Source organism: Pseudomonas sp. Tof1 (genome assembly GCF_055390395.1).
On record NZ_AP024344.1, the window covers coordinates 5161773 to 5173888 of the forward strand.

11 protein-coding genes and 2 pseudogenes are annotated in these 12116 nt (G+C 61.5%); 6 read left to right on the top strand and 7 right to left on the bottom strand.

The window, feature by feature from the left end; genetic code table 11:
* Positions 1-3: 3 nt before the first annotated feature.
* Together ACZ5KU_RS23035 and ACZ5KU_RS23040 are read right to left on the bottom strand one after the other, a co-directional pair.
* Positions 4-360, bottom strand: coding sequence for a PilZ domain-containing protein (locus tag ACZ5KU_RS23035; RefSeq protein WP_017905754.1), 357 nt, complete (start codon positions 358-360; stop codon positions 4-6).
* Between the two features lie 35 nt (positions 361-395).
* Positions 396-1381, bottom strand: a pseudogene (locus tag ACZ5KU_RS23040) (DNA polymerase III subunit delta').
* A 217-nt stretch (positions 1382-1598) separates the two neighbouring features.
* Between ACZ5KU_RS23040 and ACZ5KU_RS23045 the strand changes: the two are divergent.
* Positions 1599-2354 (top strand): deoxynucleotide monophosphate kinase family protein, encoded by a 756-nt coding sequence (locus ACZ5KU_RS23045; RefSeq protein WP_054056829.1) that lies wholly within the window; start codon positions 1599-1601, stop codon positions 2352-2354.
* Positions 2355-2436: 82 nt separating this feature from the next.
* On the opposite strand, the gene prfH is transcribed toward ACZ5KU_RS23045, so the two are convergent.
* Positions 2437-3054, bottom strand: a complete 618-nt coding sequence (prfH, locus tag ACZ5KU_RS23050) for a peptide chain release factor H (protein ID WP_054062993.1) — start codon at positions 3052-3054, stop codon at positions 2437-2439.
* Positions 3054-4190 carry an RNA ligase RtcB family protein gene (locus tag ACZ5KU_RS23055; protein WP_416770014.1) on the bottom strand — a complete coding sequence of 379 codons (1137 nt, stop codon included), beginning with the start codon at positions 4188-4190 and terminating at the stop codon, positions 3054-3056. The genes prfH and ACZ5KU_RS23055 overlap by 1 nt, the downstream gene beginning before the upstream one ends.
* Before the next feature lie 660 nt (positions 4191-4850).
* Here ACZ5KU_RS23055 and ACZ5KU_RS23060 point away from each other — a divergent pair.
* The 5 genes and pseudogenes from ACZ5KU_RS23060 to ACZ5KU_RS23080 all read left to right on the top strand — a co-directional run bounded on the left by ACZ5KU_RS23060 (position 4851) and on the right by ACZ5KU_RS23080 (position 8323).
* Positions 4851-5114 carry a hypothetical protein gene (locus ACZ5KU_RS23060; protein ID WP_416770016.1) on the top strand — a complete coding sequence of 88 codons (264 nt, stop codon included), beginning with the start codon at positions 4851-4853 and terminating at the stop codon, positions 5112-5114.
* A 103-nt stretch (positions 5115-5217) separates the two neighbouring features.
* Positions 5218-5538: an IS66-like element accessory protein TnpA gene (tnpA, locus tag ACZ5KU_RS23065; RefSeq protein ID WP_416769188.1), complete on the top strand. Its 321-nt coding sequence runs from the start codon at positions 5218-5220 to the stop codon at positions 5536-5538.
* Positions 5535-5870 carry an IS66 family insertion sequence element accessory protein TnpB gene (tnpB, locus tag ACZ5KU_RS23070; RefSeq protein ID WP_416768946.1) on the top strand — a complete coding sequence of 112 codons (336 nt, stop codon included), beginning with the start codon at positions 5535-5537 and terminating at the stop codon, positions 5868-5870. The genes tnpA and tnpB overlap by 4 nt, the downstream gene beginning before the upstream one ends.
* A gap of 63 nt (positions 5871-5933) precedes the next feature.
* Positions 5934-7336, top strand: a pseudogene (gene tnpC, locus ACZ5KU_RS23075) (IS66 family transposase).
* A 252-nt stretch (positions 7337-7588) separates the two neighbouring features.
* On the top strand, positions 7589-8323 hold the full coding sequence (locus tag ACZ5KU_RS23080) for a hypothetical protein (protein ID WP_464736335.1): 735 nt from the start codon (positions 7589-7591) through the stop codon (positions 8321-8323).
* A 463-nt stretch (positions 8324-8786) separates the two neighbouring features.
* Here ACZ5KU_RS23080 and mltG read toward each other — a convergent pair whose 3' ends face one another.
* From mltG to fabF, 3 genes are read right to left on the bottom strand one after another with little or no spacing between them, the layout of a single operon-like run.
* A complete protein-coding gene (mltG, locus tag ACZ5KU_RS23085; protein ID WP_464736336.1) occupies positions 8787-9974 on the bottom strand; it encodes an endolytic transglycosylase MltG in 1188 nt (395 codons plus the stop codon).
* A gap of 1 nt (position 9975) precedes the next feature.
* Positions 9976-10791, bottom strand: a complete 816-nt coding sequence (pabC, locus tag ACZ5KU_RS23090; protein ID WP_054061155.1) for an aminodeoxychorismate lyase — start codon at positions 10789-10791, stop codon at positions 9976-9978.
* Positions 10791-12035, bottom strand: coding sequence for a beta-ketoacyl-ACP synthase II (gene fabF, locus ACZ5KU_RS23095; protein WP_054061154.1), 1245 nt, complete (start codon positions 12033-12035; stop codon positions 10791-10793). The genes pabC and fabF overlap by 1 nt, the downstream gene beginning before the upstream one ends.
* Between the last annotated feature and the right edge of the window lie 81 nt (positions 12036-12116).

Sequence of the window (12116 nt, forward strand, 5' to 3'; positions counted from 1 at the left end):
CAACTACATCGTATGAGTGGGACGGTCGGACTTCAGGGCACCGGCCAGATGGGTTTCGATCTTGCTGCGGGCGGTGTTGTCGCCGTCATTGAACTGCACGCCGATACCGGCGGCGCGATTGCCCTGGGCGCCCTTGGGAGTGATCCAGGTGACCTTGCCGGCGACCGGAATCTTCTCCGGCTCGTCCATGAGGTTGAGCAGCATGAACACCTCGTCGCCCAACTTGTAGCTCTTGTTGGTGGGGATGAACAGGCCGCCGTTCTTGATAAAGGGCATGTAGGCCGCGTACAGCACCGACTTGTCCTTGATGGTCAATGACAGGATGCCGTTGCGCGGGCCAGGACCAATAGGTTCGTTCATGCGGACTCCCGAAATGCGGATAAGTCGATTCTACCTCAGTTTTGAGCAGGCAAAGCGGCCCACTGCACCAGCAGGGCCTCAAGCAGCAGTACCCGGTTGAGGTTGGCCTTGCTCAGAACTTTCTGGCGCTGGGCGAGGATCCAGTCCTGGATATTCAGGACCTTTTCCCGCGACGCCTTCTGCGCCAGGTACTGCACCACCTTGCGCATGTCCGGCAGGCCGAGGCCCTCCTCGTCCTGGGTCAGTTGATAACGCAGGATCAGGTTCGACCAGTCGCAGAACCAGTCGAACAGCAGCAACAGCGAAATGGCGTTCCAGCCTTCGGCCAGCTGAGTCGCCGACATCTGCTGCTTGAGCAGTTTCTTCACCCCGTCGACCACCTGCGCCCGTTGCTCGCGTACGCCCTGGGCCTGCAGGTTCGCGGCCGCCAGTGGCGAACCCGCCGCCAGGGTCAGCAGTTCCATCCGCTCCTCTTCGCTGCACTCGGGCAAGGCCGTGGCCAGCCATTGCAGGCTCATCGCCTCGCCCGGCAGCGGGCAGGCCTGCTGCACGCAGCGGCTGCGCACGGTAGGCAGCAGCCGACTGGACTGGTGGCTGACCAGCAGCAGCACGGTATCGCCGGACGGTTCTTCCAGGCTCTTGAGCAGGGCGTTGGCGGCGTTGATGTTCATCGACTCCACCGGCTCGATCAGTACCACCTTGCGCCCCCCAGTTGCGCGGTCTGGGCGACGAACGCCACCAGGTCACGCACCTGGTCGACCTTGATCGCCTTGTCCGCTTCCTCGGGCTCGAGGATGTAGTTGTCCGGGTGGCTGCCGGCCGCCAGCAGCAGGCACGACTTGCACTGCCCGCAAGCCTCCAGGCCCGCCGGGCTCTTGCACAGCAGCAGCGCCATCAGCCGCTCGGCCAGCGCGCGCTTGCCGATCCCGGCCGGGCCATGCAGCAGATAGGCATGGGCATGCTGGGTACGGCCGGCCAGTTGCTGCCAGAGGGTGTCCTGCCAGGGATAGGCGTCAGCCATGCTGCAACCCCGTCGCAATCACGCCCCGTGGTGCGCCAGCCTGTTGTTTTATCTTGATAAAAAATCTAAACACAGCAGTATGGGTATCCTTTCGACAACAGGTGAACAGGGAGGCCGTCCGCGCCGGTCGCCCTGGCAAGGCTTCAGGAGCAACAGTTTGAGAACCATCATCGGGCTCGCCGCACTCGCCAGATCCGGCAAGGACACGGTAGCGTCAATGCTGCTCGCACAGGCGGAGACTGCCGCCTTTGCCCTGGCCGATCCGCTCAAGGTCGGCTGCCAGGCCCTCTTCGGCCTGAGCGATGAACAAACCTGGGACGATACAGTAAAAGAGCGCAGGATTGACCTGTGGAACCGCTCCCCGCGCGAGTTCTTCCAGCAGGTCGGCACGGAGTGGATGCGCAATCATAACCCAGACCACTGGTTGCAGCGGGCGGATCGCGAGATCAATCCACCGCGGGACGACAGCACCTGGTCGGGCACCGCGGACCTGTCCGCGACCGACGCCCCCTTCCGCCTGGCGGCCCAGGCCTTCTTCGATTTTTCCGATGGGCAGATCTGGGACCCGCAGCATTACGCACAAGTCGATCCGAGTTGGGACATTTCCCCACGGGATGCCGTTGCCCTGATCGAACGGCACGCCCTGGCCTTCGACCCCGACTATGCGGCCAAACGCGGCCAACTGCCGCTGACCCCGCTCAAGCGCCGTCCTCCCCTGCCGGCGAGCGCCTCGACGATCATCATCAAGGACATCCGCTTCGAGAACGAAGCCCGGTACCTGCGCGAACACCATGGCGTCATCTGGCACATCACCCGCCCCAACCTGCAGCGGGTCAATGCCCACTCCTCCGAACTGGGCGTGGCGCGCCAGCCCGAGGATGTGCTGATCGTCAATGACGGCAGCCTGGAACAGTTACAGGCGGCGGTGATACGAGCCTGGCAACACCACAAGACCGCCCAACAGGCACATTGATAATCCTGCCGCAGCCCACGCCCCTATAGTAGCCTGGCTTGCCTACGAAGGGGCCGGCAAGCCCGCCGCCGCCCTCGCGGCTTCAACCCAGCGGCTCGAACCGCTCGCCAACGAACACCCGGCTGGGGTTGCCGCGCTCCAACTGGTGGTGCAACAAACGTCGCGCCGCACGCGCGTCGGCTGCGCCCTGCTGCTGCAACTGCTCCAGTTTCAGCGCAATCAGGCGCAATGCCAGCCGCTTGTTGGCGTGCTGGCTGCGCTCGGACTGCACCTTGACGCTGATACCGCTGGCCAGGTGGGTAGCCCGCACCGCCGACTCGGTGCGATTGACATGCTGGCCGCCGGGACCGGAAGCACGCAGGGTCTCGAAACGGATTTCCCCTTCGAGCCCCAAGGCCGGCTCCGGGCAGCGCGCCACGCCGATGAACCAGTTCTTGCGCTGATGGCGCGGCCGGTAGGGGCTGGTCGCCCGCCACTGCAACGTACCCGTCCATTGCGCTGCCAGCGCTTCGGCGTCCGAGCCTTCCAGACTCAGCAGCACCGAACGCAACGTACCCGCTCGCGGGCCGGCCTCCTGCTCCAGCAGTTGCAAGCGTACGTCTTGCGCCTCGGCTTCCAGCTGCAAGCGCCCCAGCGCCCTGGTCACCGCCAGGCAGCATTCCTCCGGTCCCTGGGCGGCGGAAAATTGCAGCAGAATCATCAGCAGCACTCCCCGCGGGTTTTATAGGTCAACACCGGAGCCAACCGTGCCAGCGGTCGCACCAGGCCGGCCCGGACCAGCGTGTCGACGATGCTGTCCACTGGCTTGTAGGCCTCCGGCGCCTCCTCGTAGATCAACTGCCGATCCTCGCAGATCACATGTCCCCCCAGGCGGGTGCGCATCAGTTGCGCCGGGCTGAAACGCCGCGACAACCGGTCCTTGCACTCGCTGCGCATCCACTTGCGGCCGGCACCGTGCGCCAGCGACAACAGGCTCAGCTCGCTGGGCAGCGGCTCCACCAGGTAGGTGAAATCCCCACGCGAACCGGGAATCGCCACCAGGCCGGCATCCGCCGGCGTCGCGCCCTTGCGGTGCAGCCAACCGTCGAGGCCGCCGATGCGGGCCGGCGACACCAGGTTGTGGTTGACGTCCAGCAGTGGCTCGCCATTGGCGCGCAAGCGCTCCAACATGCGCTGCGCAATCAGCTGCCGGTTGGCCTCGGCAAAGCGCAGGCCCTCGTCGTGGCGGGCCAGGTAGGCGAGGAAATCGGCACTGCCCTCCAGCAGACCGGCGTGGCCGTGCCGGTCCACCTGCTCGCGCAGAATGGCCTGGCCCAGGCCGCGCGAACCGCTGTGCACCAACAGCAGCAGGCGCTTGGGGTCCAGCGCCAGCGCGGCGGTGCGTTCGGTGTCGTAAATCTGCTCCACCCGCTGCAGCTCGGCGAAGTGATTACCGCCGCCGATGGTGCCCAGCGCGGTGTCGAAACCATTGGCCGGCAGCCCCAGCGCCGCCACCCGCTCGCGCCAGTCCTCGTCCAGCGGGCGATCCAGATTGCCCAGTCGCTTGTCCAGCTTGTCGGCGCTCAATTTGCCCACGGCAAGGTCCGTTCGCCACAGCGCCATGCCGCAGCCGATATCACCGCCGATCAGGGCTGGATAGAGGCGGCCAACGGAGAAGAAAGCCGCGCCCACCGGATAGCCGCGACCGGGGTGCAGGTCCGGCATGCCGGCCACCCGGGCCATGCCCGGCAGCGCAGCGGTGGTGTGAAGTTGCTGGATCGCGGTGCCCTCGATCCAGGTGTCGTCCGAGGCCAGCAGCGTGACGGTCTCGGACAGGGTTTGCATGCAATTGCCCATGAATAGTCCCATCCATCCGGCAGGACGCCGACGACCTGGCGCGGCGAACGCGCAGGCGCAATACGGTCCCGAACCGGACGGTTCAGTAAAACGAAATCAACAGATGAATTGGCTAGGGCAGAGCCGGGGCCGAAGGCCATTCGACGTGCGCGGCACTGATGCCGGGCACGGGGGAATTCAAGCTTGGGCGCGCTCTGCCAGGGAAGATGCGGTGTTTTGCATGATGGTCTCCTTGGCTGCGTGGTGGAAGAAAGGCCGGCATGCTAACGCAGAAACGGCGATGCCACAACAACTCTGCTTGGCGTCTCGGCTGGAATAGCCCTTACAAATCGCCATTAATGGCCCTTGCAGTGGCTCGTATTTCAAGGTGTAAAAGCAGCGACTATTTGGAAAAGAGCTGGACTATAGTTCGGTAGTCATCGACATATCGGTGATCGATCTTAGCCGGTCGAAAATCCTAACGAAGCTTGAGCACCGCGATTACAATGCTGGGGCTTACTACTGTCTGACGTTTACGTTATGGCAGCTGTGCGCGGGACACCTACGGGTGTGCCGGGTGTAGCTCCGATGGGACCCGGTCGGCTAACCCGCGCGCAGCTGCCACCCTACTTTTGTTTAGCCGCAAAAAGGTGGTGGCCCCAAAGTTACGGAGCCTCATCAATGACTCAATATCGTCCACTGCAAAGCAACCTCACTCCTACACCCGTTCTCTTCCTCAATCTCAAAGCCCCGATTCACGACCTGCATGAATTCGCCGTACAACGAATCAAGGCCGCTCGCGATCTGGCCCACAGCCTCACTTGCATGAGTATCGGCAATACCTGCGACCGCGATCTCTACCACTTTGCTGGCGCTGCCTATCTGCTACTACAGGATGGCTGTGATGCGCTGGATGCGATGCAGGGGCGCATGGCAGATAGCTAGACTGTAAGCGTCCGGCAAACTCACCTTCCGAACTCCAGCTTTAAGGGCGATGGTGTCCGCGTATTTTTAAGCGGACGCGATCACCCTTATCGCCAGGATTTCCATGCGCCAACGAAGCTCTTATCCGAAGCCTTTCAAAGCCCAGGTCGTTCAGGAATGCCTGCAACCTGGCGCAACCGTGTCCAGTGTCGCCATCAGCCACGGCATCAACGCCAACGTCATCCGCAAATGGCTGCCGCTCTATCGAGACCAATCCGCGACAACTTCGCTACCGGCCTTTGTGCCACTGAAGGCTGCCCCTAAACGGCCAGCTGAAGCGTCAGTGATCATTGAGTTAGCCATGGCCGGGCAAGTGATCACGGTGAGATGGCCGACCTCAGATCCCGAGGGCTGTGCGCAATTTATCCGGGCTGTCGCCCAATGATCCGCATCGATGCGATCTGGCTGGCCACCGAGCCGATGGACATGCGCGCCGGCACCGAAACCGCATTAGCCCGTGTGATCGCGGTATTCGGTGCGGCGAAGCCGCACTGCGCTTACCTGTTCGCCAATCGCCGGGCTAACCGAATAAAAGTCCTGGTGCACGACGGCGTAGGCGTCTGGCTTGCAGCGCGACGACTGAATCAAGGCAAGTTTCACTGGCCCGGCATTCGCCATGGCAGCGAGGTTGAACTCGACAGCGAACAACTCCAGGCCTTGGTGCTGGGCCTGCCGTGGCAGCGCGTTGGTGCAGGCGGTGTGATCAGCATGCTGTAACCGCCGTGCATTTGGCCGGTCTACGTGTCGTCGTCACGTGCCTGCTCTGGCACAATCGGCGGCATGACTTCCTCGCCCAACCTCGACCAGATGACCCCGGAACAGCTTCGTGCCTTGGCGGCACAGGCGTTGCAGTTGCAGTCCCAGGTCGAGGCGATGAGCAAGAAGATCCAGAACGATCAAACCGTCATTGAGCAGCTCACTTACGAAATTGCCCTGCTCAAACGGCACAAGTTTGCCAAGCGCAGCGAGCAAATCAGCCCGGCGCAAAGCAGCTTGCTGGATGACTTGCTCGACACAGACCTTGAGGCTATCGAGGCCGCCAACTTCAACGCATCGGCGAAGACGTCAGTGAGAAGCTGGATTACACACCGGGTGTATTTACCGTCGAGCAACATGTGCGTGGCAAATGGGCCTGCCGTCAGTGCGAAACACTGATCCAGGCGCCGGTGCCAGCGCAGGTTATCGACAAAGGTATCCCGACCGCAGGCTTGCTGGCCCACGTCATGGTGGCCAAGTTTGCCGATCACTTGCCGCTGTACCGGCAGGAAAAGATCTTTGGTCGCGCCGGGCTGGCCATTGCTCGCTCGACCTTGGCCCAGTGGGTCGGACAAACCGGATTGCGGCTCCAGCCGCTGGTTGACGCACTGCGTGAGGCGGTGCTGAACCAAGGCGTGATTCACGCCGATGAAACACCAGTGCAAATGCTTGCGCCAGGCGAGAAGAAAACTCACCGAGCTTATGTTTGGGCCTACAGCACGACGCCGTTTTCGGCGCTCAACGCGGTGGTTTACGACTTCAGCCCAAGCCGTGCCGGCGAACATGCACGCAACTTCCTGGGCGTCTGGAACGGCAAGCTGGTTTGCGATGACTTCGCTGGCTACAAAGCTGGTTTTGAGCAAGGCATCACTGAAATCGGCTGCATGGCTCACGCCCGCCGCAAGTTTTTCGATCTGCATGTCGCGAACAAAAGCCAGTTGGCCGAACAGGCGCTGCACTCGATTGGCGGTTTGTACGAGGTTGAACGCCAGGCTCGGGATATGAGCAACGAAGACCGCTGGCGAATACGTCAGGAAATGGCGGTACCGATCAGCAAAACACTGCATGACTGGATGTTGGCCCAGCGCGACTTGGTGCCCAACGGATCAGCCACGGCCAAAGCCCTCGATTACAGCCTGAAACGCTGGGTAGCGCTGACGCGCTACCTAGATGATGGGGCTGTGCCCATCGACAACAACCAAGTTGAAAACCAGATACGGCCATGGGCGCTTGGCCGCTCGAACTGGCTGTTTGCCGGGTCGCTGCGCAGTGGCAAACGGGCGGCTGCCATCATGAGTCTGATCCAGTCGGCACGCATGAATGGGCATGATCCGTATGCCTATCTCAAGGATGTGCTGATGCGGCTGCCGACGCAGCGGGCCAGTGAGATCGGGCAATTGCTACCGCATCAGTGGGTGCCGGCCTGACTTACGCAAGGTGAGTTCGCCGGACGCTTACGCTAGACTTCATGAAGAGCTTAGCTTGGGAAGCCCCTCTACAGCCCCAGAGGGGCAGACCGTTAGCTACAAAGCTAATGGGGGGGCGATGTTTACGATAAGCAGGTCGGGAATGGTTGATAAAGAAGGCAGAACTTTTGCAGCCGAATGGCTTTTAAGGCTTTCAAAGGAAGAAGATCTTTTTTCAACCCTCGGTCAGGAGAAGGAAACCTCAAGAACATCATGGAGCGCTTCCTGCCAGGCTCGACCCTCCACAGCATACATTCAGTGGCAGACAGGCCTGAGACTCATCGCTACGATTTTGCATTTCAAGCAGCCCACCAGGACATTTTCTTTAATGTCTATGTGAACTCCATTGAAACCTGGCTAGACGTCTCAGAAAGCCGCCCCGGCCTAGGTGGTTCTGCAATTTATGCTGCCGTAGCGACCTTTTCCTATAATCGAGGCCTCACGTTCGTCGGAGATCCCGATGGTCTCTCAGACCTGGCGCTTCGTAGGCGCCTCGACAACATGCTATGCTCCGCAATCAAATACGGAACTACAGATCATCTTGCCCCCCATCCTGAGCAAATCACGGGCAGTGATCGGTTAGGTGTCCCCCCATTGAAGTGGGTGAAGGGGCACACGCTGGACAACATCCAGCGCATGATTGAAACTGTGATTGCATCCCTTGAATATGCGGTGCCGGAGATAGCCAATGCCCACTACGACTTTATCGCAAAAACCTTCTGCGATTCTGAAGGCGGACAGCTATTGGAGCCAGTTTTTGGAAGCTGGAGTAATCACCTTGCAAGAAGCGGAAAGGCGAGCGCGGGGATCACTACGTTTAAAAGATGCATACTCTTCCGATCCCTGGTATGCCAAGAAAGCGGCGCGAGACCCGTCCTTCTGGAGCAGGTTCTACGCAACTCGCGTCAATTCGTAACTGATGGCGACCTTTTTGGCATTTTTTACTAGCTGATGCATTCTTGATAAGAAAAGGCTCCTAAAAAGGAGCCTTTTTTTGTTCAAGTGTTTCCACGCGGACGCGCTGAGCGCCCCTGACCATTCAGAAAAGACAGATTTGCCGCGCCGAAAGGGTCACGCGGATTGCCCTCCCTATCATCGATCACTGCGAGCCGCTCTTGCAGGAAATCGGCGTCAGTCTTGCGCAACTGAGCTACAGACGCCCAGGATGGCCTGAAGGCCGCACCGACTCATCTTGAGCGTTTGAAGACATTTTCCCACGCCAGACCGAGAGTGGTTTCTTTTGTCATGGCGCTCACCTATCTCACCCAGATGGTCGTCATACGATGATCCAGCAAGAAACAAGCAGTCCCATTGGAATCTGCCCGAACTCAAACGGAAATATCGATATTCAGATCGGACTATTCGAGCCAGGCCAAACAAACTCAGCCCAGAACAACCCGTAACCACATAATCAGTGCATTCCTTTCGCCTCAGACTCCGCAGCAGACGGCATTTCTGCCGGGGCCGGAGCCGGCTTTACATTAGGGTCGCCGGACTCCTGGGCCGGTGCAGCAGGCTTGGCTTCAGCGCCCGGCGCCGGATTCACCGTAGCCCCCGCAGCCGGAGACGGCGCCGGACTGGAGCGATAGTCAGCCCGGCGCTTGAGCTGAAACTCGCGCACCGCGTTGTTATGGGCGTCCAGGTCATCGGAGAAGACGTGGCTGCCATCACCGCGGGCGACGAAGTACAGGCTCTTGCCCTCCACCGGGTTCAGTGCGGCATGGATCGCCTCGCGGCCAACCATGGCGATCGGCGTCGGCGGCAGGCCGACGTTGAGGTAGGTGTTGTAGGGGTTGGCCTCGCGCAGATGGGCACGGGTCAATTTGCCGGTATAGCGCTCACCCAGACCGTAGATCACCGTCGGATCGGTCTGCAGCAGCATGCCGAGCTGCAGCCGGCGGACGAAGACACCGGCGATCTGCCCGCGCTCCTGGGGTACGCCGGTCTCCTTTTCCACCAGCGACGCCATGATCAGCGCCTGGTAGGGTTCGGTGTAGGGCGCATCGGCCGAACGCTTTTCCCATTCCTGGGCCAGGACGCTCTGCAAGCGATCGTAGGCCTTTTCCAGCAGCTCGGCATCGGTCATCCCGCGTACGAAACGATAGGTGTCCGGGAAGAAACGCCCCTCCGGGAACACATCCTTATGTCCAAGTTTGGCCATGACCTCGCTGTCGCTGAGGCCAGCCAGGGTCTGCTGGAGTTTTTCCTGCTTGGCCAGCGCACTGCGTACCTGGTGGAAGTTCCAGCCTTCGACCAGGGTCAGGCTGTACTGCACCACTTCGCCACGCTGCCAGAGGCCCAGCAGGGTGCGGACATCCATGCCTGGAGTGAGGCGATATTCGCCGCTGTGCAACTGCACCCCGGCCATGTTGAAGCGCCAGTACAGGCGCAGCCAGAAGGCATCGTGCAGGGTACCCTCGGCCTCCATGCGGTTGAAGGTACCGGTTGGGGTCGCACCGGTCGGCACGTCGAGCAGTTGCTCCTGCTTCAGGTCGAGAGTCTGCTCCAGCGCGGAGTGGATCTTCCAGGCCGATACGCCCAGCAGCAATCCCGCCAGCACCAGACCCGTCTGCAGCAGCAACAAGAATTTACGTCTCAATTCAAACTTCCAATAGCGCGCGGGCAATGCCTTGCAGTTTACGGGTGAGCGGCCCTACCGACCAGCTCAGATCGGCCAAGGCGCGAACCGGCCAGACGCCGTAAACGCTGTTACAGAGAAAGACCTCATCAGCTTGCCGGAGTTGCTCCATGCTGATGTCCGAAATATCCACAGGGATACCCAGGTCCCGGGCCTGGTCCAGCAATTCGGCACGCATCACCCCGGCCACGCCGCAACGGCTCAGATCGGCCGTGCGCAGCACGCCATCGCTGACCAGGAACAGGTTGCTGAACACGCCCTCGATCACCCGCCCGGCAGCATCGAGCATCAGCCCTTCGGCATGCTCGCCATCCTGCCATTCGCTACGGGCAATGACCTGTTCCAGCCGGTTGAGGTGCTTGAGACCGGCCAGCAACGGCTGCTCGGACAAACGGGTGGTGCAGGGAAAGAGACGGATCCCCAGGTTCTGCAGGGCCGGTGGATAAGTCGGCAGCGGGCTGCCTTGCAGGATGCGCCGCGGCTGCGCATCGGCCGCCGCGGCATAACCACGCAGGCTGTCGCCGCGGGTGAGGATCAGCTTGAGCACACCCTCGCCCAGCGCGGCGCTGTAGACCAGCAGTTCGCTGCGAATCACCGCCTGATTGGCGGTGAAACCCAGCCGGCGGCAGCCGTCGGCCAGGCGCTGCAGGTGCCGTTCGAGCAGCAGCGGGCGCCCGCCCCTGACGGCGATGGTCTCGAACAGACCATCGCCATAGGCCAGGCCGCGGTCCTTGAGCGGCAACGAATCAGCCGGCTGACCGTCGACCCAGCTCTGCATCACTCGGCGAACCGACGGAACACCAGCGAACCGTTGGTGCCACCGAACCCGAAGGAGTTGGACAGCACCACGTCGATCGGCATGCGCCGTGCTTCGTGAGGCACGAAGTCGAGGTCACAACCTTCGTCCGGCTCGTCGAGGTTGATGGTCGGCGGCGCCACCTGGTCGGCGATGGCCAGGACGCTGAAGATCGCCTCGATCGCACCGGCGGCACCCAGCAGGTGACCGGTCATCGACTTGGTCGAGCTGACCGCCAGCTTGTGGGCATGCTCGCCGAACACGGTCTTGATCGCCTCGACTTCGGCGATGTCACCGGCCGGGGTCGACGTACCGTGGGCGTTGATGTACTGCACCTGGTCCGGGGTGATCCCGGCATCACGCAGGGCGTTGGCGATGCAACGTGCCGCGCCGGCGCCATCGGCGGGTGGCGAGGTCATGTGGTAGGCGTCGCCGCTCATGCCGAAGCCGATCAGTTCGGCGTAGATGGTCGCACCACGTGCCTTGGCATGCTCCAGCTCTTCGAGTACCAGGGCACCGGCACCGTCGGACAGTACGAAGCCATCACGGCCCTTGTCCCAAGGACGGCTGGCGCGAGTCGGCTCGTCGTTGCGGGTCGACAGCGCGCGCGAAGCGCCGAAGCCGCCCATGCCGAGGCCGCAGGCCGCCATTTCCGCACCGCCGGCGATCATCACGTCGGCTTCGCCGTAGGCGATGTTGCGCGCCGCCATGCCGATACAGTGGGTACCGGTGGTGCAGGCGGTGGAGATGGCGTAGTTCGGTCCCTGCGCACCCAGGTGGATGGACAGGAAGCCGGAAATCATGTTGATGATCGAGCCAGGCACGAAGAACGGCGAAATGCGCCGCGGCCCGGAATCATGCAGGGTGCGGCTGGTTTCCTCGATATTGGTCAGACCGCCAATACCCGAGCCCATGGCCACGCCGATACGTTCACGGTTGGCGTCGGTGACTTCCAGGCCCGCGTCGCGGATCGCCTGAAAACCGGCTGCCAGGCCGTATTGAATGAACAAGTCGAGTTTGCGGGCTTCTTTGGCCGACAAGTATTCTTCGACATTGAAGCCTTTTACCGAGCCACCAAAACGGGTGGTATAGGCAGAAAGGTCTGTGTGTTCGATCAGACCAATGCCACTACGGCCAGCCAGAATGCCCTGCCAGGTACTCGGAACATCCGTACCCAATGGCGACAACATCCCCATACCGGTGACTACGACGCGTCTACGCGACACAGCACTCTCCTTTTTCCTGTTGACCAGTTTGCCTCACCTAAAGAAAAAACCGCACGCCATGATGGCAGTGCGGTTTTTCCA